Raw genomic sequence first — 17,821 nt, forward strand, 5'->3', positions numbered from 1 at the left:
CGGGAACGAAAAAAGTGGGAAGCCAGGGAAGGTCCAGCCTAACCCCCTGACCCACAGATTCAAATTGGCAGCAGTCAGCCCCCGAGTACCAAGTCGCGGGTCGTGCAGCCCTGCTCTCCTCATTGTTCCGAAGAAGCAATGAGCTGAAGTTTTCTGTGGTGCACAGGTTTTGAATTCACAACGCGGTACGCCAATGAGCCCTTTGGAAAGCGATTATTCCGGGCAAAGTTCATGATCTCAGCCGTACCGACGCGGTTGGAGAGCTGTATGACGCAAATAATTTCCTGATAAACAGGGTAGTTGAATAGGCTGAAGTGCTTCCTGCCGTCCTTCTGAGGATCGTAAAAATGTCGGTTGGCCGGCGCATTCAACGGGAGAACGAATTTGCTGGCGCTGCTGTAGATTCGATTGCTTCCGTCGATGGCCCATGAGACGGGCTTTTTCGACTTTAGGCGCCGGATAGCGCGGTAGAAGTCGAGTGTCGTCATAGGGTTTTGATGGCCGCCCCAGTCCGACCAGTAGAGCTTCAGTTCATTCTGGAGAAGCTGGCCATCAGCATCGAACCATGGTTGGCGAATGAAAACGAAGTCCCTCGAGATGCTGACAGCACTTTCGATGCACTTCATGGCCAGCGGCAGGCCCGGCAGGTGCTCCAGGAAATGGGCCATGATGCTGAAGGATACGGCATTCTTGTAGCTGCCCACCTCCGTTGCATCGACGACCAGAGCGTCTTCGCCCCTTTCGATCGACGTCTGAACCTTTTTGGGATCGATATCGATCCCAAGGCCGTTCCGTCCGCCTAGATGATCTCTCCCGAAAACAAGAGAATCCCCCTTGCTGCAGCCGAAATCGATGAAGTCGTAATGCCCTGAGGATAATTTGTTCTTTAACTCAGTCTGCATCAGGCAAAACTTCCAATTTGGCAGGACAGATGCCACCGTCCTGCCAATCACAATAAAGATATGAAGACAGCAGGCGAGCCGGCCTTAGTCCTTCGCGCGCTCCACGTAGGAGCCGTCCTCGGTCATGATGACGACGCGGGTGCCGGCCTGGATGTGGGGAGGCACCATGGTGCGCACGCCGTTGGAGAGCATGGCGGGCTTGTAGGAGGAGGAAGCCGTCTGGCCCTTCACGACCGGCTCGGTCTCGGTGATCTCGAGGGTCACGCGAGCGGGCAGCTCGATGGCGATCGGCACGCCGTTGTGGGTCGAGAGCATTACGGCCATGCCTTCCTGGAGGTAGGGCTTCTGATCGCCGATGATGTCCTCTGGCACGACCACCTGGTCGTAGGTCTCCGGATTCATGAAGTGGAAGCCTTCGCCATCCTCATAGAGGAAGGTGTGCTCGCGGTCTTCCACGAATGCGCGTTCCACCTGCTCCGTGGTGCGGTAGCGCTCGGAGACCTTCACGCCGTCGGAGATACGGCGCATGTCAAGCTGGGTGACCGGTGTGCCCTTGCCGGGGTGGATATTCTGGGCGGTGAGCACGACATAGAGCTTGCCGTCCATATCGACGACATTGCCTTTGCGGAGCGTAGAGGCGATGACCTTCACGGGAAGCCTTCCTTGTGACAGATAGGGGCGCACCGCAGGGCTGGTCTCTCCAGCCCCGCCGATGCGGGAAAACGGTTTCGGTGCCGCAAGTAGCCTATATCGGCGCAAATCGCCAGTCCGACCTCACGGAACCCTTTGGAATGGACAAGCCTCTGAAAGCCCCTTCCCCCTGGTGGACGCCGCATGTCCATGCCGACCGACGGCCGTTTCTCCTGGCGCGCAACCGGATCCAGGGGGCGCTGCGCGGCTTTTTCGCAGGCCATGATTTCGTCGAGGTAGATACCGCCACGCTCCAGACCTCTCCCGGCAACGAGGCCCATCTTCACGCCTTCGCCACCGAAGCGATCGGGCTCAACGGATCGAGAACGCCGCTGTTCCTGCACACCTCGCCGGAATTCGCCTCCAAGAAGCTGCTGGCTGCCGGAGAGAGCCGGATAGTGTGCTTCGCCCATGTCTACCGCAACCGGGAACGCGGCCCCCTGCATCATCCTGAATTCACGATGCTGGAATGGTACCGGGCCGGTGAGAGTTACGAGAGCCTCATGCGCGACTGCGGGAGTATCCTTGCCCTCGCCGCCGAGACGGCCGGCACCCGAACCCTCGCCTTTCGGGGCCGGGAGACCGATCCTTTCAAGGAGCCCGAGCGGCTGAGCGTGGCGGAAGCCTTCCAGCGTTTTGCCGGCATCGACCTCCTCTCCTCCATCTGTCGGAGCGGAGAAACGGACCGGGACCGGCTGGCCGAGAGCCTAAGGCAGGCAGGCCTGCGGGTGGCCGAGGACGACACCTGGGCCGATCTCTTCAGCCGCGTCATCGTCGAGCGGATCGAGCCCCATCTCGGCCTCGGGCGCGCCACGATCCTGGACGAGTACCCGGTCGCGGAAGCGGCGCTTGCCCGCCCGACCGCCCGCGACCCGCGCGTTGCGGAGCGGTTTGAGCTCTATGCCTGCGGCGTGGAACTTGCCAACGCCTTCGGGGAATTGACCGATCCGGAGGAGCAGCGCCGCCGCTTCGAGGCCGAAATGGCCGAGAAAATGCGGGTTTACGGGGAAAACTACCCGGTGGATGAGGATTTCCTGGCGGCGCTCGCCCATATGCCGGAGGCCAGCGGCATCGCCCTCGGTTTCGACCGTCTCGTCATGCTGGCGACCGGCGCCTCGCGCATCGAGCAGGTGCTCTGGGCCCCCGTCCCGGAGACGTCGGCATGAACGCGCCGCGCCCCATCCGCACCCCGGCGGAGCTTGTCGAGGCAGGACTTCTGGCGCCTGAGCGCATGACCGAAATCGGGCGCGTGGCCGAGCGCTACGCCGTCGCGATCAGTCCGGCGATGGCGGAGCTGATCGACCGGAACGATCCCGATGACCCGATTGCCCGCCAGTTCGTGCCGGATGCGGCGGAACTCGTGACGAAACCGGAGGAGCGGGACGACCCTATCGGCGACCTCGCCCATTCCCCCGTCGAGGGCATCGTCCATCGCTATCCTGACCGGGTGCTGCTGAAGGCCGTCCATGTCTGCCCGGTCTATTGCCGCTTCTGCTTCCGCCGGGAGATGGTCGGCCCGCAGGGGCTCGGCACCCTGTCTCCGGAGGCCATAACGAAGGCCTTCGCCTATATCGCCGACCATCCGGAAATCTGGGAGGTGATCCTTACCGGTGGAGATCCGCTGGTGCTGTCGCCGCGCCGCCTTGCCGAGATCATGCGGCGGCTCGCGCCCGTCGACCACGTCAAGGTCGTCCGCTTCCATACTCGTGTGCCCGTGGTCGCGCCGGAGCGGATCGATGCAGACCTGATCGAAGCCCTGAAGGCGAGCGGGAAAACGGCTTATGTGGCCCTGCACGCCAACCATCCGCGCGAGCTGACGGACGGCGCCCGGGCGGCCTGCGCCAGGCTTGTGGATGCAGGAATCGTGATGATCAGCCAGTCCGTGCTGCTGAAGGGCGTGAACGACGACCCGGAGACGCTCGCCGCCCTCATGCAGGCCTTTGTGGAGAACCGCATCAAGCCCTATTACCTCCACCACCCGGACTTTGCTCCGGGCACCAGTCATTTCCGTCTCTCCATCGAGGAAGGACGGGCGCTCCTCACCGCTCTGCGCGGGCGGATCTCGGGGCTCTGCCAGCCGACGTACATCCTCGATATTCCCGGCGGGCACGGGAAGGCCGTCATCGGGCCGGATGCGATCCGGGAGAATGGCGGCTGCTACACGGTCTCGGATTTCCGGGGCGGAGAGCACGCTTATCCGCCCGGCGGCGGGGATTGACCACGCTCAGGTCAGCGCGGCGAACTTCTCGACCAGTCGCGTGGAACCCGAGACGATGAGGATGTCGCCCGCTTCGATGCGAGTTTCGGGCTTTGCATAGGTGAAATCGGTCCTGGGCCGCTTCACCCCGACGACAGTCACGCCATAGCGGCTGCGCAGACCGGATTCGGCAAGCGTCCTGCCCGTCACCTCCCGCGGGGCCCGGGTCTTCACAATGGCGAAGCCGTCATCAAACTCGATGAAGTCGATCATCTTGCCGGTAACGAGGTGAGCCACCCGCTCGCCCATGGCGGCTTCAGGGTAGACGACGTGGTGCGCCCCGGTGCGCTCCAGGATGCGCCCATGCTTCGTCGTCATCGCCTTGGCCCAAATATCCGGCACGTCGATTTCGCTCAAAGCCAGCACGGTCAGCACGCTCGCCTCGACATCGGTGCCTATGCCCACGACGGCGCGTCCGAATTCGTGCACGCCGAGACGGCGGAGCGTATCGCTGTTGGTGGTGTCCGCCTGGACGACGTGAGTGAGGCGCTCCGCCCATTGCTGGACGAGGTCGGCATTCTCGTCGATGCCGAGAACCTCATGGCCTAGGCGGACGAGGGATTCGGCCACCGCTCCGCCGAAACGGCCGAGGCCGATAACCACCACGCCGTCGTGGTGGGATGATCTGAGATTATCCGACAATGGGGCGCTCCTCGGGATAACGGAATGGCGTCTGCCTGCTGCGAAGGGCAAGAGCTGCGGCGGCGGTAATCGTTCCCACGCGGCCGATGAACATCAGGGCAACGAGAACGAGCTGTCCTATGGGCGGCAGGTCGTCCGTGATGCCGGTCGACAGGCCGACCGTCGCGAAGGCCGATATGGCCTCGAACAGGACCACATCGAGAGTGAAATTGGTCACGGTGAGGAGAACAAGCGTCGCCAGCACCACGAGCCCGACGGCGAGCAGCACAACGGTCAGGGCCTGGCGCTGGACGTCCGCAGGCAGGCGGCGGCGGAAAACGCTGACGTCCGGCTCGCCGCGGATCTCCGCAAAGACCACTACGCCGAGCAGAAAGAAGGTCGTAACCTTGATGCCGCCGGCGGTGCTGGCGCTGCCGCCTCCGATCAGCATGAGCACGTCGCTGACCGCTAGCGTCTCAGGACGCATGAGCCCGATGTCGACGGCGTTGAAACCGGCCGTTCTCGTCATGACCGAGTGGAACATCGCGCCCAGCACCTTGCCTCCCCAGCCGAGCGGCCCGAAAGTTCCTGGATTGCTCCACTCGAAGGCGAGGAATGCCGCCGCTCCGCCGACGAGGAGCATGGCAGTGACGAACAGTGTGATCTTCGTGTGAACCGACCAGCGCCCCGGCCATCCCGGTTTCCGGTAAAGCTCATAGAGAACGGGAAACCCGAGGCCTCCGAGCACGACGGCGATCATGATCGGCACCAGGAACAGCGGATCGACCGCGAAGCCGATCAGGCTATCGGAATAGATCGAAAAGCCTGCGTTGTTGAAAGCGGAGATGGCGTGGAACACGCCGCTCCAGATCGCCGTTCCCCAGCCCTGTCCGTATTTCAGGTGTAGGTGCAGAGAGAGAATGGTCGCCGTGACCAGTTCCACACCCACGGTGACCAGGAACACGAGCCGCAGCACCCCGGCCACGTCGCCGAGCGCCATGCTCGGCGTCTCGGTCTGGACGAGCAGGCGGCTCGTAAGCCGCAGACGGCGGCTGATGAGGAGTCCGAGGAGGGTCGAGCCGGTCATGATTCCGAAGCCGCCGACCTGGATCAGCGCCAGGATCACGGCCTGACCGAAGCCGGTCCAGTAGGTCGGCGTATCCACCACGATATGTCCTGTGACGCAAACCGCCGACGTTGCGGTGAACAGCGCCGTCAGGAATGGAGCCCCATCAGGCCCGACCCTGGCTACCGGCAACATCAGAAGAATGGTTCCCACGGCAATGGCCGTCAGGAAGGACAGGGGCACCAATCTCGCCGGATGCTGAATTGTACGTCGAAACGCCAAGATGACCCTTTCCGGAACACGCCGAGCCCGGCTCGTCCGGGTTTGACAGCCCGGCATCGAGAAACAGCCCAGTGTAGGAGTGCATGCCCTCTGGGAGGGACCGCTGTCCAGAGGGGTAGAGGTTTTCGTTGTGTGCGGCTTCGCAGAAGCTGTTTCATAACCGCTGAAGAGCTCGAATCCAGCAGTATACTCTGCCCGTTAAGCTAATTCTGAGAACAGCAAAGCCTAACATAGGTTACATTTGTACGCTCAGCGACGGTAAAAGAGGCGTCCCCCACGAGATCTTTGGAACAATCATTTTGGCTGGCCTTTATTCCCGTACGAGATCGTCAACACTTGAGCGAGACGAGCGAGGATTGCCATGCGTTTCATTCCAACCCGCGTTCACGGCGTAATCGACTATCTCACCGGCCTCTTGCTTATCGCCGCGCCGTTCGTCCTCGGTTTCGCCGATGGAGGGGCTGCCCAGTGGGTCCCGATGATCGTCGGCGCCGGTATCCTGATCATGAGCCTGATGACGGATTACGAGCTGTCACTGGCTCACCTGATCCCCCTGCCCGTCCATCTTGGCGTCGATGCGATCGGCGGGTTGCTCCTGCTTGTATCCCCCTGGCTGTTCGGCTTTGCGGATTTCGTTTTCTGGCCGCACGTCATCATCGGTCTCATGGAGATCGGCGTCGCCCTGACGACGCATACGACACCCGACACGGCGGAGGTCGGCGCGCGGCGGCACTATGGTTGACCGTCCGCTCGGCAACCGGCTCTCCTAATCGAGACCCGGCTTTCCGCTGCGGCCTTTCTTGATTTCCGAGCGGCGACCCTTTGCCTCCAGGCGACGCCGCTTGGAGGCAAGCGTGGGTCTGGTGGGGCGTCGCGGCTTTGGCCGCTCGGTCGCCTGCCGGATCAGGTCGAGAAGGCGCTGGAGCGCATCCTCACGGTTACGTTCCTGCGTGCGGAACCGCTGGGCCGTAATGATCAAGACGCCCTCGCTCGTAAGCCTTTTCCCGGCAAGCCTTTCCAAACGCATCTTCACGTCTTCCGGCAGGGAAGGCGAATTGCGCACGTCGAAACGCAGCTGCACGGCCGATTCGATCTTGTTGACGTTCTGGCCGCCGGGACCGGATGAGCGGATGAAGCTCTCCTGAAGCTCCGCCTCGTCGAGCGCGATCGAATTCGTCACCTGGATCATAGGGCCTCGGTCGGGAAGCGAAGGTTAAAATTGGGGCGGAGCGCCTGACTTGTCCATGGAAGCCGAACCTTGGCTTGTCGCCCGGGATAATCCGGTCTAATCGCCTCCTGCCCGCCCGTATTCTGCAGATTGAGTTCTTTCCAGCGGATATCGGTCTCCTCATCCGGCTTCATCCCCATGTCCGCTGTCTTCGCCAGCCTTATCCCCACCTTTCTCATCATCGCCACCGGCTGGCTCTGCCGCGCCACGGGTTTCGTGAACGACCAGCAATGGGTCGGGATCGAGCGCGGCACCTATGTGATCTTCTTCCCGGCCCTCATCATCGACACGCTCTCCCGCGCGGATCTCACCTCCGTGCCGGTCCTCGGGGTCGGTGGCGCGCTGGTCGGAGCCATCCTCGGCATGTCCGTGCTCGTGCTGGCGCTGAGACCGCTCCTGGAGAGCCGTTTCGGCATCGACGGGCCCAGCTTTACCTCGGTGTTCCAGGGCTCGACCAGGTGGAACACCTTCGTCGGGCTCGCCGTGGCGGGAAGCCTGTTCGGGCAGCGGGGCATTGCCCTGATCGCGGTGGCGATCGCAGCCATGGTGCCGCTGCTCAACCTTCTCGCCTTCTATGTCTTCATCCGCTATGCGGGCCAGCCGAAGCGAAGCCCCTGGGATATCCTGCGCTCCTTCGTGACCAACCCCTTTATCTGGTCCTGCGCTGTGGGCCTCGCGCTCAATCTCCTCGCGCCGCCCCTGCCGGAGCCTCTGGCCAACTATATCGAGATCATCGGGCGCGCTGCGCTCGCGGCCGGCCTTCTGATCGTGGGTGCGGGACTGGATATCCGCCGCCTCGCCCGGCCCGGAATTCCGCACGTCCTCACCTGCGGACTCAAGCTCGTTCTCCTTCCCGTTACGGCAGTCGCTCTCGCCCAGTACCTGGGGGTCAGGGGCGACGACATCGTCGTGACCATCATCGCAGCCTCCGTGCCGACGGCGAGCGCCGCCTATGTCCTAGCGCGCCAGATGGGAGGCAATGCCGCCCTCATGGCCGAGATCCTCACCCTCCAGACACTGCTGGCCCTGGTCTCGATGCCACTCCTGATCGCCGTGTTGGTGGAGTGAGGGCAGATTTTGCAACTGCCAGTTAAGAAGCCAGCCTTGTGTTATGTTTGGTTGTGCTGCTAACTAGGCGGAGTGAAACATAGAGACAGTTCGGCCCTCCATGTCCAAAGCCCCGCGCCGCTCCATCAAAGCCTCGCCACCCTGTGACCGAGCCACGGCGAAACGGACCGACGATTCGGGTGCGACTGGCATGTCCTCGGCGGAAACGGCCCAGTACGTCGCGGAGTTCTCGGCGGAGCTGTCCTATCTGGCGCGCCGGGCCCAGCTCGTTCTTTTGGCATACCTCCTCGACATGGCGCGGCTTGAGGCGATTCGGGCTGTCCAGAGCGATGAGAGGGACCGCTAGGACATTCCCTAGGACAACCTGCTCCAGCTTTCCGTTGACTCCGGTCTCACCGGCCGGCGATCAGGGAGACGGCGTTTCCGCCGTGCCGTTCGAGGCGTCCCGCAACCTCAAGCTCGAGCAGGATCATCTGCACCATTCGGATCGGAAGCCCCGATTGGCGCACGAGATCGTCGATGGCGATCGGCGATGGCCCGAGGAGGCCGATTAGGTCCGTAGCGGCATCATTCCCGCCTTGGGCGAAAGCCTCGTCAGGCGCGACCTGTCCGACCGGAGCCCGGCCGATGTCAGGCAGGTCGAGTTCGTCCCAAAGCTCCTCGGCTCCAGCAGGATGCGAGGGCTCCTCGGCCCTGCTGTCGAGGCGCGGCCCGGCAGCGATGAGAGGCTCCAGCACGGAGGTGACGTGCTCAACCCCGGCGCAGAGCGTCGCGCCCTCACGGATGAGGTCGTTCGTGCCTTCCGCTCGTGGATCCAGAGGTGATCCCGGAACGGCAAAAACCTCCCGCCCCTGTTCCAGAGCGAAGCGGGCCGTGATGAGGGAGCCGGAGCGCCGCGCCGCCTCTACCACGACGACGCCGTAGGACAGGCCGGAGACAATTCTGTTACGGCGCGGGAAGTCCCGCCCCCGAGGCTCCCAGGCGAAGGGCATCTCGGAGACGATTGCCCCACCCTCCTCCACGATCTTGTGCAGCAGAGGCTCGTTCTCAGACGGGTAGACCCGGTCATGCCCGCCCGCGAGCACCGCGACGGTGCCGGTTCCGAGCGTCGCCCTGTGCGCCCGCGTATCGATGCCGCGGGCAAGGCCCGACACTACGACGAACCCTGCCTCGCCGAGTTGCCGCGAAAGGCTCGGTAAAGGTCAGCCCTGCTGCGGAGGCGTTGCGCGAGCCGACGATGGCGACACAAGGCTTCGAGAGGGACTCGGCCGAGCCGCGCACGGCAATCAGCGGCGGCGCGGTGTCGGTGGCCTGGAGCGCCTTCGGATAACGGTTCGCCCATGGCAATGAAGCGGACGCCGAGCCTGGATGCGGCCGCGATTTCCTTCTCGGCCTCGGCGCGGCTCGTCACCTTCAGGAGCAGGCGCCCGCCCCGGCGGGCGAGGTCCGGCAGGGCGTCCAACGCGGCGGAGGCTCCACCGAACTGGTTGATGAGTGCGCGGACCGACATTCTCCGACCGGATGAGGCGGAGCCAGTCGAGCCGCTGCTCGTCCGTCAGGCGCATCCCGCTTATCCCTTCTGCCCGATCTTGCCCTCGGTGCCGGCGAGGAGGCGGCTGATGTTCTCGTAGTGCTTGAACCACAGGAGCGCCACCAGGATCACCGCCATGCCGGCCATGCTGGGCTCACCGAGAAGCCAAAGGACGACAGGGGTCGCAGCACTGGCGACGAGGGCGGACAGGGACGAGTAGCGCGTCGTGAAGGCGAGCCCCAGCCAGACCGCGGCGAAGATCAGCGCCGCCAGGGGCTTGAGACCGATCAGCACCCCGATGAAGGTCGCAACGCCTTTGCCGCCCTTGAATTTCAGCCAGATCGGGAACAGGTGGCCAATAAAGGCGGCCAAAGCCGCGATGGTGGCGAGTTGCTCGCCCCAGAGGGCATAGGCGATCAGCACCGCAGCCGTACCCTTGAGGGCATCGCCCAGCAGGGTCGCTGCGGCCAGCCCCTTGCGTCCCGTGCGCAGGACGTTCGTGGCGCCGATATTGCCGGAGCCGATCTTGCGCACGTCGCCCAGCCCCGCCATGCGGGTCAGGATCACGCCGAACGGGATGGACCCGAGCAGGTAGCCCACCACCCAGGCGAGCAGGATGGTGACCCAGATTGTTGCTTCGGGGACGATTGCGGAATCGGTCATTCTTGTCTCGTTACATCGTATGGCGGTCGAATACGATCCTGCCCGCAACCATTGTCAACGTCACCTGCCCTTCGAGACGGGCTTCGTCGAACGGGGTGTTCTTGGACAGCGAATGGAGCTGGCGCTTGTCGACGACGTAAGGCGCATCCGGATCGAAGACGATGAGATCGGCGGGCGCGCCGATCGAGAGCCGACCGCCCGGAAGCCCAAGGATTTCCGCGGGTCTCAAGGTCAGGGCGCGCAGAAGCTTGGGCAACGAAAGGCGGCCCGAATGGACGAGGCGGAGGGCGGCCGAGAGCAGGGTTTCGAGCCCCACGGCTCCATCGGCCGCCTCGGCGAAAGGCACCCGCTTGGTCTCAACGTCCTGTGGATTGTGGTCGGAGACGATCACGTCGATGGTCCCATCGGCCAGCGCCTCGATCATGGCCTGCCGGTCATCCTCGTGCCTCAAGGGGGGCGAGAGCTTCAGGAAGGTGCGGTAATCGCCGATGTCGTTCTCATTGAGAGCCAGGTTGTTGATGGAGACGCCGCAGGTGACCGGAAGTCCCCTTGCCTTCGCAGCCTGCACGATCTCCGCCGAATCGGCGGTCGAGATCATGGCGGCGTGGTAGCGCCCGCCGGTGAGGCGCACCAGGCGGATGTCGCGCTCCAGCATGACGGTCTCCGCCTCGCGCGGAATGCCGAGGAGGCCGAGGCGGGCGGCAAACTCGCCCTCGTTCATCACGCCCTGCCCCACGAGGTCGGGATCTTCCACATGATGGACGATCAGCGCGTCGAAATCGTGGGCGTAGGTCAGCGCCCGGCGCATGACCTGTGCGTTGGTGACGGAGCGCGCGCCGTCGGTGAAGGCGATGCCCCCCGCGTCCTTAAGCAGACCGATCTCCGCCATCTCCTCGCCCTTCAGGCCCTTGGTCAGGGCCGCGGCGGGCCGCACGTTGACGAGGCAGTTGTCGCGGGCGCGGCGCCGCACAAAATCGACAATGGCCGGATCGTCGAGAACCGGGTTCGTGTCCGGCATGGACACGATGGTGGTCACGCCGCCTGCCGCCGCCGCCTCGCCCGCGCTCTTGAGGGTCTCGCGATGGGCGGCGCCAGGTTCGCCGATGAAGGCACGCATGTCGATGAGGCCGGGCGAGAGCACCTGGCCTTCGCAATCGACGATCTGCGCATCGGCGACACTCGTGAGCTGGGCTCCAACATCGGCGATCAGGCCGTTGCGAACGAGCAGCCCCCCCGTCTCCTCTCGCCCGCTGGCGGGATCGACGAGGCAGGCGTTCTTGAACAGCAGAGGGCGGTCAGAGGTCATTACGCGCAGCCTGGAATGTCTTCGTATCGGTGAAAAACGAGTTTGCCGTTCTCCCTCGCCAGGGCGACCATCTCGTCCGCCCCTGCGGAGGGTCCGCCGATCCGCAGACAGGCATCGCACTTGGCGACGAGACGGCGGGCAATCGGGTGAAAGATCTCATCGAACACTGCATCGCCGATCCGCTCGGAGCCGGCGAACTCGATCAGCGGCAGCGCATACCATTCGCCGAGAACCGGGAGGTGTCCGGCCCGGAACAGGCGCAGGGCCATCTCCATCATGGCGTCCACATTGGCCTGGATCTTCACCGGGTCGTCGCCTGTGCCGGAACGATATGGACCGGCGACAAGGATCATGAGAGGCGTCGTCATGCTTTTCTTTCCCCTCACCTGTTCGGCAGGTGGCTTGCGAGCGCTTCCAGCACCGCCATACGGACGGCCACGCCCATTTCGACCTGTTCGCGGATGAGCGACTGAGCGCCGTCGGCCACTTCGGAGGCGATCTCCACACCTCGGTTCATGGGGCCGGGATGCATGACGAGGGCATCGGGCTTGGCGAAGCCGAGCTTTTCCTGATCGAGGCCGTAGAAGCGGAAATACTCCTTCACGGAGGGAACGAAGGAGCCGTTCATGCGCTCGCGCTGGAGGCGCAGCATCATCACGATGTCCGCGTCCTTCAGTCCTTCGCGCATGTCGGTGAAGGTCGGGAAGCCGAGACGCCCAATACCGGGCGGAAGCAGGGTCGTCGGCGCGACGAGGCGCACCTGCGCGCCCATGGCGGCGAGAAGGATCATGTTGGAACGCGCCACCCGCGAATGCAGGATATCGCCGCAGATCGCGACCGTGAGTCCCTCGATGCGCCCCTTGTTGCGGCGGATCGTGAGCGCGTCGAGAAGCGCCTGGGTCGGATGCTCATGCGCGCCGTCGCCCGCATTCACGACCGAGCAATCGACCTTCTGCGCCAGGAGATGCACCGCGCCCGCCGCGTGATGACGTACGACGATGAGGTCCGGCCGCATGGCGTTGAGCGTCGCCGCCGTGTCGATCAGCGTCTCGCCCTTCTTCACGGAGGAGGAGGCGACCGACATGTTCATCACGTCGGCCCCGAGCCGTTTGCCGGCGAGCTCGAACGAGGATTGCGTGCGGGTGGAGGGCTCGAAGAAGAGGTTGATCTGGGTCCGTCCCCGGAGAGTCGATTTCTTCTTCTCGACCTGCCGGCTCACTTCGACCTGGGCGTCGGCCAAGTCGAGGAGCGCCTGAATATCCAATGGGGAGAGCCCCTCGATTCCGAGGAGATGGCGGTGGGGAAAAGCGGATCGGGGCGCGTCTGTCATCTTAAAGCGATGGCTATAGGCGGTCTTTCAGGGAGCGGCAAGCGGGCTCTCTTCGCAACGGGCTCCGGCGGTCTAGAATAATAAGGACTGTGCTCCCGGACCGATTGTCATGCCCCCGTTCGACACCCACGAGATCTTCAACCAGACCCCGCCCTTCGGCGACGTGAATCTCGTCGCAGGCGACCGGCCGCTGCTCGATGCGCTCGAGGCCAACGGGGTCGAGCCGGAGGCCGAGGGGCTGATCGGGTTCGGCGCGGCCTGGGGCAGCGCGGAGCGCCTCGACCTCGGCAGGCTCGCCAATGAGAACCCGCCGAAGCTGCGCACGCATGACGCGCGGGGCTACCGGATCGATGCGGTGGAGTTTCACCCGGGCTATCATGCGCTGATGCGGGCCAGCATGGCGGACCGGCTCCACTCCTCGACCTGGGATGCCTCCGAACCCGGCCGCCTGACAAGCCGAGGCCATGTGGCCCGGGCGGCGCGGATCTATACGGTGGCGGGCGTTGAGAGCGGCCATGTCTGTCCCATCACCATGACCCACGCCTCTGTGGGGGCCCTGGCATCCGCCCCGGAGCGGCTGAAGGAGTGGCTGCCGAGGATCCTCTCACGGACTTACGATTCGCGCTTCATCCCCTTCTGGGAGAAATCTGCCGTCACCCTCGGGATGGGGATGACCGAGAAGCAGGGCGGAACGGATGTGCGCGCCAATACGACCCGGGCGGAAGGCACGGTCGGAGATGAATATGCCCTGACCGGACACAAATGGTTCATGTCCGCACCCATGTGCGATGCCTTTCTGGTGCTCGCGCAGGCACCCGGCGGGCTGACCTGCTTCCTCGTGCCTCGCTTCAGGCCGGACGGATCGCTCAACGCCCTTCGCCTGCAGCGTCTGAAGGACAAGCTCGGCAATCGCTCGAATGCCTCGTCCGAGGTCGAATTCGACCGGGCCTTCGCGTGGCGCATCGGCGAGGAAGGCCGGGGCGTGCGCACCATCATCGAGATGGTGCAGCTGACCCGCCTCGACTGCGCCGTGGCTTCCGCCGGGCTCGTGCGGATGGGGCTGGCGCTCGCGTTCCATCACGTCCGCCACCGCAGCGTGTTCCAGAAGAGGCTGATCGATCAGCCCGCCATGCGGATGGTGCTGGCGGACCTCGCCCTTGAGAACGAGGCCATGACGGCTCTGGCCCTGCGGACGGCCGGGAGCTTCGACCGCGCCGGCGAGGACGGGCGCGAGGCAGCCTTCGCCCGGATCGTGACGCCCGCGGCCAAGTTCGGCATCTGCAAGGCCGCCCCCCGCCTTCTCTACGAGGCCATGGAATGCCTGGGCGGCAATGGCTATGTGGAGGAAAGCCCTCTGCCCCGGCTCTACCGGGAGGCTCCGGTCAACGCGATCTGGGAGGGCTCGGGCAACGTGATCGCCCTCGACATCCTCCGCGCCGCGGGCCGGGAACCGGAGGTGGCGGCCTCCGTTCTCGAACGTTTCACGGCGGAAGCGGGCGGACTTCCGGGAGCCACGGACGCGGCCCGGGATATCGCCCTGGCGCTCCGCTCGCCCGAGGCGGCAAGCAAGGCAAGATTCATCGCCGACCGGCTCTTCACCCTTGCCGCCGCCGCGGCGCTGTCCCGTTCCGCGCCCCCTGAAATCAGCGAAGCCTACGCCCTCACCCGCCTCGCATCGCCTGCCCGGATGATCGGCGCGAATGATCCGGGGGCAGCCCTCAAACCCTTGCTGGACAGGGGTTTCGCCACCATATGACACTGGCGCGAACAAGTTCGATTTGACTTGTCCGCAATCATCAACCACTTATCCCGCCCCACGGCTGCTCCCCTCGGCAGGTATTCCCTGCCTGTGCAGCGGGGCATCCGTTCTCGGCCATTTACGGGAAATCGTCCATGAAAGTCCTCGTCGTCGAGTCGCCTGCAAAGGCCAAGACGATCAACAAGTATCTCGGCAAGGATTACGAGGTCCTGGCCTCCTTTGGGCATATCCGCGATCTGCCCGCCAAGGACGGCTCGGTCGACCCCGAGGCCGATTTCCGCATGATCTGGACGCTCGAGGACAGGGGCTCGAAGCGGGTCTCCGAGATCGCCAAGGCGATCAAGGGTGCCGAGAAGCTCATCCTCGCCACCGACCCGGATCGCGAAGGCGAGGCGATTTCCTGGCACGTGATCGAGGCCCTGCGTGAGAAGCGTGCGCTGAAGGACCTGCCCGTCGAGCGCGTGACCTTCAATGCCATCACCAAGGATGCCGTGCAGGCGGCGCTTCGCCAGCCGCGCCAGATCGACCAGGCGCTGGTGGATGCCTACCTCGCCCGCCGCGCTCTCGACTATCTCGTCGGCTTCACCCTCTCCCCCGTGCTCTGGCGCAAGCTGCCCGGGGCGCGCTCGGCCGGCCGCGTACAATCTGTGGCGCTTCGCCTCGTCTGCGACCGCGAACTGGAGATCGAGACCTTCAAGCCCAGGGAATACTGGTCGCTTATCGCCACGCTCGCCACGAAGGATGGCGGCGTGTTCGACGCGCGCCTCGTCGGCGCGGATGGCAAGAAGATCCAGCGCCTCGACATCGGCAACGGAGCAGACGCCGAAGCCTTCAAGAAGGACCTGGAGCTTGCGACCTTCTCGGTGGCGAACATCGAGGCCAAGCCCGCCAAGCGCCACCCCTACCCGCCCTTCACCACCTCGACCCTGCAGCAGGAGGCCTCGCGCAAGCTGGGGCTCGCACCTGCCCAGACCATGCGCATCGCGCAGCGGCTTTACGAGGGCGTCGATATCGGCGGCGAGACGGTCGGCCTCATCACCTACATGCGTACCGACGGCGTCGACATGGCCCCGGAGGCGGTACAGGCCGCCCGCCGGGTGATCGGCAAGGAATACGGCGACCGCTACGTGCCGGGCGTGCCGCGCAAGTACACGACCAAGGCCAAGAACGCCCAGGAGGCCCACGAGGCCGTCCGCCCGACGGACATGAGCCGCCTGCCGAAATACGTGGCGAAGTATCTCGAGCCCGAGCAGGCCCGGCTCTATGACCTCATCTGGACCCGCACTATCGCGAGCCAGATGGAATCGGCGGAGCTGGAGCGCACCACCGCAGACATCACGGCCCAGGTGGGTCCGCGCAAGCTCGACCTGCGCGCCACCGGCCAAGTTGTCAAGTTCGACGGCTTCCTCACGCTCTACAACGAGAGCAAGGACGACGAGGGGGACGAGGACGAGGGCCGCCTGCCGCCCATGAAGGCGGGCGATTCCCTGGAGCGCCGCCGCATCAATGCGACCCAGCACTTTACCGAGCCGCCGCCGCGCTATTCGGAAGCCTCGCTGGTCAAGCGCATGGAGGAACTCGGCATCGGGCGCCCCTCCACCTATGCCGCCGTGCTCCAGACCCTGCGCGACCGCGAATACGTGAAGATCGAGAAGAAAAGGCTTGTCCCCGAGGACAAGGGCCGGATCGTCACCGCCTTCCTGGAGAGCTTCTTCCGCCGCTATGTGGAATACGATTTCACGGCGGATCTGGAGGAGCAGCTCGATCGGGTCTCGAACAACGAGATCGACTGGAAGCAGGTCATGCGCGAGTTCTGGCAGGACTTCTCCACCGCCATCGGCGAGACGAAGGAACTGCGCACGACGGAAGTGCTGGACGCGCTGAACGAACTGCTGGGCCCCCACATCTTCCCGGACAAGGGCGACGGGTCCAACCCGCGCACGTGCCCGAGCTGCGGCAGCGGCCAGCTCTCGCTCAAGCTCGGCAAGTTCGGTTCCTTCATCGGCTGCTCGAACTACCCCGAGTGCAAGTACACCCGCCAGCTTGCTGCCAGCGGTGTCGAGGGCGACGGCGAGGGCTCGACGGAGAACGGCGGCCAGCCTGGCGTGAAGGTGCTGGGCGAGGATCCTGACACCGGACAGCAGGTGACGCTCCGGGACGGCCGTTTCGGCCCCTTCGTGCAGCTCGGGGAAGGCGAGAAGCCCAAGCGCTCCTCCCTGCCGAAGGGTATGTCGCCTGCCCAAGTCGATCTCGAGAAGGCCCTGAAGCTCCTGTCGCTGCCGCGGCAGGTCGCAACCCATCCCGAAACGGGCGAGCCTATCCTCGCGAGCATCGGGCGCTACGGCCCCTACGTCCAGCACGGCAAGACCTACGCCAACCTGGGTGCAGGCGACGACGTGCTGGAGATCGGCGCAAACCGGGCCATCGATCTCATCGTGACGAAGGAAAGCGGCGGAGGCGGCGCGCGCCGTGGCGCGGCCGATCCGGGACGCCCGCTGGGCGAGGATCCGGATTCGGGCAAGCCCATCGTGGTGAAGGCCGGGCGCTTCGGCCCCTACGTGACCGATGGCGAGATCAACGCCACCCTGCCGAAGACTGTGTCGCAGGAGGCGGTGACGCTGGAGGAGGCTCTCGCGCTCCTCAACGCGCGCCGCGCTGCCGGTCCCTCCAAGAAGTCCGCCCGGGGCCGCAAGGCTTCTGCGAAGAAGGCAGCGGCGAAGGCTCCGGCCAAGAAGGCCGCTTCCAAGAAGGCGCCAGCCAAGAAGGCCCCTGCGAAGAAAGCTTCCACGGCAAAGAAGGCTGCCAAGAAAGCATCAGCCGGTTGAGCAGGGCTCAACCGGCCTTAAAAACTTCCAAAGCCTCACATCCGGTGAGCTAGAAGGCCAGCCAAAGCCCCAGGGCAGCGGTCACGGCCATGGACAGCCAGAGGATGTTCGACCCAAAGGTGCTTTTGACGGCGGGAGCGGTATCCGGTTCGTCGAAGGCGAAGGCCTCGCCCGCGTGGCGCGCGGCACGGTCCAGATGGAGCTTCTTTGCTGGTTGCAAGGTCGTGCGCGTCGTCATCGTCAGCCCGTCTCCCATTAAGCCGCAAGCTTAACTTCCCAACGTGAATAGGAAC

General features: G+C 64.6%; 18 protein-coding genes and 2 pseudogenes. 7 read left to right on the plus strand and 13 right to left on the minus strand.

The window, feature by feature from the left end; translation table 11 throughout:
• Nucleotides 1-119: 119 nt before the first annotated feature.
• Together LG661_RS11910 and efp are read right to left on the minus strand one after the other, a co-directional pair.
• Nucleotides 120-902 carry a hypothetical protein gene (locus LG661_RS11910; RefSeq protein WP_230532123.1) on the minus strand — a complete coding sequence of 261 codons (783 nt, stop codon included), beginning with the start codon at nucleotides 900-902 and terminating at the stop codon, nucleotides 120-122.
• Nucleotides 903-986: 84 nt separating this feature from the next.
• Nucleotides 987-1,508, minus strand: a complete 522-nt coding sequence (gene efp, locus LG661_RS11915; RefSeq protein WP_230532176.1) for an elongation factor P — start codon at nucleotides 1,506-1,508, stop codon at nucleotides 987-989.
• A 185-nt stretch (nucleotides 1,509-1,693) separates the two neighbouring features.
• On the opposite strand from efp, the gene epmA reads away from it, so the two are divergent.
• Nucleotides 1,694-2,758 (plus strand): EF-P lysine aminoacylase EpmA, encoded by a 1,065-nt coding sequence (epmA, locus tag LG661_RS11920; protein WP_407666701.1) that lies wholly within the window; start codon nucleotides 1,694-1,696, stop codon nucleotides 2,756-2,758.
• Nucleotides 2,755-3,810 carry a lysine-2,3-aminomutase-like protein gene (locus LG661_RS11925; RefSeq protein WP_230532124.1) on the plus strand — a complete coding sequence of 352 codons (1,056 nt, stop codon included), beginning with the start codon at nucleotides 2,755-2,757 and terminating at the stop codon, nucleotides 3,808-3,810. Before epmA ends, LG661_RS11925 begins: the two co-directional genes overlap by 4 nt.
• Nucleotides 3,811-3,816: 6 nt before the next feature.
• On the opposite strand, the gene LG661_RS11930 is transcribed toward LG661_RS11925, so the two are convergent.
• The gene (locus LG661_RS11930) at nucleotides 3,817-4,491 is read right to left on the minus strand and encodes a potassium channel family protein (protein ID WP_230532125.1); all 675 of its coding nucleotides are present in this window, start codon (nucleotides 4,489-4,491) and stop codon (nucleotides 3,817-3,819) included.
• Nucleotides 4,481-5,779 carry a TrkH family potassium uptake protein gene (locus tag LG661_RS11935; protein ID WP_230532126.1) on the minus strand — a complete coding sequence of 433 codons (1,299 nt, stop codon included), beginning with the start codon at nucleotides 5,777-5,779 and terminating at the stop codon, nucleotides 4,481-4,483. Before LG661_RS11935 ends, LG661_RS11930 begins: the two co-directional genes overlap by 11 nt.
• Nucleotides 5,780-6,179: 400 nt before the next feature.
• On the opposite strand from LG661_RS11935, the gene LG661_RS11940 reads away from it, so the two are divergent.
• Entirely contained in the window at nucleotides 6,180-6,560 is a 381-nt protein-coding gene (locus LG661_RS11940) for an SPW repeat domain-containing protein (RefSeq protein ID WP_230532127.1), read from the plus strand.
• A gap of 24 nt (nucleotides 6,561-6,584) precedes the next feature.
• Here LG661_RS11940 and arfB read toward each other — a convergent pair whose 3' ends face one another.
• Nucleotides 6,585-7,007 carry an alternative ribosome rescue aminoacyl-tRNA hydrolase ArfB gene (arfB, locus tag LG661_RS11945; protein WP_230532128.1) on the minus strand — a complete coding sequence of 141 codons (423 nt, stop codon included), beginning with the start codon at nucleotides 7,005-7,007 and terminating at the stop codon, nucleotides 6,585-6,587.
• A 177-nt stretch (nucleotides 7,008-7,184) separates the two neighbouring features.
• Here arfB and LG661_RS11950 point away from each other — a divergent pair, with 177 nt between their 5' ends.
• Both LG661_RS11950 and LG661_RS11955 read left to right on the plus strand, forming a co-directional pair.
• Nucleotides 7,185-8,114 (plus strand): AEC family transporter, encoded by a 930-nt coding sequence (locus LG661_RS11950; RefSeq protein WP_230532129.1) that lies wholly within the window; start codon nucleotides 7,185-7,187, stop codon nucleotides 8,112-8,114.
• A gap of 190 nt (nucleotides 8,115-8,304) precedes the next feature.
• Nucleotides 8,305-8,460, plus strand: coding sequence for a hypothetical protein (locus LG661_RS11955; protein ID WP_230532130.1), 156 nt, complete (start codon nucleotides 8,305-8,307; stop codon nucleotides 8,458-8,460).
• 46 nt (nucleotides 8,461-8,506) lie between these two features.
• Here the strand turns inward: LG661_RS11955 and LG661_RS25390 are convergent, their stop codons facing one another.
• From LG661_RS25390 to LG661_RS11980, 7 genes and pseudogenes are all read right to left on the minus strand, one after another.
• A complete protein-coding gene (locus LG661_RS25390; protein ID WP_407666703.1) occupies nucleotides 8,507-8,851 on the minus strand; it encodes a DprA-like winged helix domain-containing protein in 345 nt (114 codons plus the stop codon).
• Nucleotides 8,852-8,935: 84 nt separating this feature from the next.
• A pseudogene (gene dprA / locus LG661_RS25395) lies at nucleotides 8,936-9,461 on the minus strand (DNA-processing protein DprA); the annotation flags it as partial.
• Between the two features lie 85 nt (nucleotides 9,462-9,546).
• Nucleotides 9,547-9,679: pseudogene (locus LG661_RS25400) on the minus strand (DNA-processing protein DprA); the annotation flags it as partial.
• A gap of 5 nt (nucleotides 9,680-9,684) precedes the next feature.
• Nucleotides 9,685-10,308, minus strand: coding sequence for a glycerol-3-phosphate 1-O-acyltransferase PlsY (gene plsY, locus LG661_RS11965; protein WP_230532131.1), 624 nt, complete (start codon nucleotides 10,306-10,308; stop codon nucleotides 9,685-9,687).
• 10 nt (nucleotides 10,309-10,318) lie between these two features.
• Nucleotides 10,319-11,614, minus strand: a complete 1,296-nt coding sequence (locus LG661_RS11970; RefSeq protein WP_230532132.1) for a dihydroorotase — start codon at nucleotides 11,612-11,614, stop codon at nucleotides 10,319-10,321.
• A complete protein-coding gene (locus LG661_RS11975; RefSeq protein WP_230532133.1) occupies nucleotides 11,614-11,982 on the minus strand; it encodes a DUF4406 domain-containing protein in 369 nt (122 codons plus the stop codon). Before LG661_RS11975 ends, LG661_RS11970 begins: the two co-directional genes overlap by 1 nt.
• Nucleotides 11,983-11,996: 14 nt before the next feature.
• Nucleotides 11,997-12,944, minus strand: a complete 948-nt coding sequence (locus LG661_RS11980; RefSeq protein ID WP_230532134.1) for an aspartate carbamoyltransferase catalytic subunit — start codon at nucleotides 12,942-12,944, stop codon at nucleotides 11,997-11,999.
• Nucleotides 12,945-13,053: 109 nt separating this feature from the next.
• Here LG661_RS11980 and LG661_RS11985 point away from each other — a divergent pair, with 109 nt between their 5' ends.
• Both LG661_RS11985 and topA read left to right on the plus strand, forming a co-directional pair.
• On the plus strand, nucleotides 13,054-14,700 hold the full coding sequence (locus LG661_RS11985) for an isovaleryl-CoA dehydrogenase (RefSeq protein WP_230532135.1): 1,647 nt from the start codon (nucleotides 13,054-13,056) through the stop codon (nucleotides 14,698-14,700).
• A 137-nt stretch (nucleotides 14,701-14,837) separates the two neighbouring features.
• Nucleotides 14,838-17,528, plus strand: coding sequence for a type I DNA topoisomerase (topA, locus tag LG661_RS11990; protein ID WP_230532136.1), 2,691 nt, complete (start codon nucleotides 14,838-14,840; stop codon nucleotides 17,526-17,528).
• A gap of 49 nt (nucleotides 17,529-17,577) precedes the next feature.
• Here topA and LG661_RS11995 read toward each other — a convergent pair whose 3' ends face one another.
• The gene (locus LG661_RS11995; protein ID WP_230532137.1) at nucleotides 17,578-17,766 is read right to left on the minus strand and encodes a hypothetical protein; all 189 of its coding nucleotides are present in this window, start codon (nucleotides 17,764-17,766) and stop codon (nucleotides 17,578-17,580) included.
• Nucleotides 17,767-17,821: the final 55 nt, after the last annotated feature.

Origin of the sequence: Microvirga roseola, from assembly GCF_020866965.1 — a bacterium.
In the GTDB taxonomy this organism is placed as follows: domain Bacteria; phylum Pseudomonadota; class Alphaproteobacteria; order Rhizobiales; family Beijerinckiaceae; genus Microvirga; species Microvirga roseola.

What these genes read in the sequence shown, in the direction of transcription:
- LG661_RS11995 (WP_230532137.1), bottom strand. Translation starts at nt 17,766, where the DNA reads ATGACGACGCGCACGACCTTGCAACCAGCAAAGAAGCTCCATCTGGAC.
- plsY (WP_230532131.1), bottom strand. Translation starts at nt 10,308, where the DNA reads ATGACCGATTCCGCAATCGTCCCCGAAGCAACAATCTGGGTCACCATC.
- LG661_RS11980 (WP_230532134.1), bottom strand. Translation starts at nt 12,944, where the DNA reads ATGACAGACGCGCCCCGATCCGCTTTTCCCCACCGCCATCTCCTCGGA.
- efp (WP_230532176.1), bottom strand. Translation starts at nt 1,508, where the DNA reads ATGGACGGCAAGCTCTATGTCGTGCTCACCGCCCAGAATATCCACCCC.
- epmA (WP_407666701.1), top strand. Translation starts at nt 1,694, where the DNA reads ATGGACAAGCCTCTGAAAGCCCCTTCCCCCTGGTGGACGCCGCATGTC.
- LG661_RS11975 (WP_230532133.1), bottom strand. Translation starts at nt 11,982, where the DNA reads ATGACGACGCCTCTCATGATCCTTGTCGCCGGTCCATATCGTTCCGGC.
- LG661_RS11970 (WP_230532132.1), bottom strand. Translation starts at nt 11,614, where the DNA reads ATGACCTCTGACCGCCCTCTGCTGTTCAAGAACGCCTGCCTCGTCGAT.
- topA (WP_230532136.1), top strand. Translation starts at nt 14,838, where the DNA reads ATGAAAGTCCTCGTCGTCGAGTCGCCTGCAAAGGCCAAGACGATCAAC.
- LG661_RS11910 (WP_230532123.1), bottom strand. Translation starts at nt 902, where the DNA reads ATGCAGACTGAGTTAAAGAACAAATTATCCTCAGGGCATTACGACTTC.
- LG661_RS11940 (WP_230532127.1), top strand. Translation starts at nt 6,180, where the DNA reads ATGCGTTTCATTCCAACCCGCGTTCACGGCGTAATCGACTATCTCACC.
- LG661_RS11955 (WP_230532130.1), top strand. Translation starts at nt 8,305, where the DNA reads ATGTCCTCGGCGGAAACGGCCCAGTACGTCGCGGAGTTCTCGGCGGAG.
- LG661_RS11950 (WP_230532129.1), top strand. Translation starts at nt 7,185, where the DNA reads ATGTCCGCTGTCTTCGCCAGCCTTATCCCCACCTTTCTCATCATCGCC.
- LG661_RS11925 (WP_230532124.1), top strand. Translation starts at nt 2,755, where the DNA reads ATGAACGCGCCGCGCCCCATCCGCACCCCGGCGGAGCTTGTCGAGGCA.
- LG661_RS11985 (WP_230532135.1), top strand. Translation starts at nt 13,054, where the DNA reads ATGCCCCCGTTCGACACCCACGAGATCTTCAACCAGACCCCGCCCTTC.
- arfB (WP_230532128.1), bottom strand. Translation starts at nt 7,007, where the DNA reads ATGATCCAGGTGACGAATTCGATCGCGCTCGACGAGGCGGAGCTTCAG.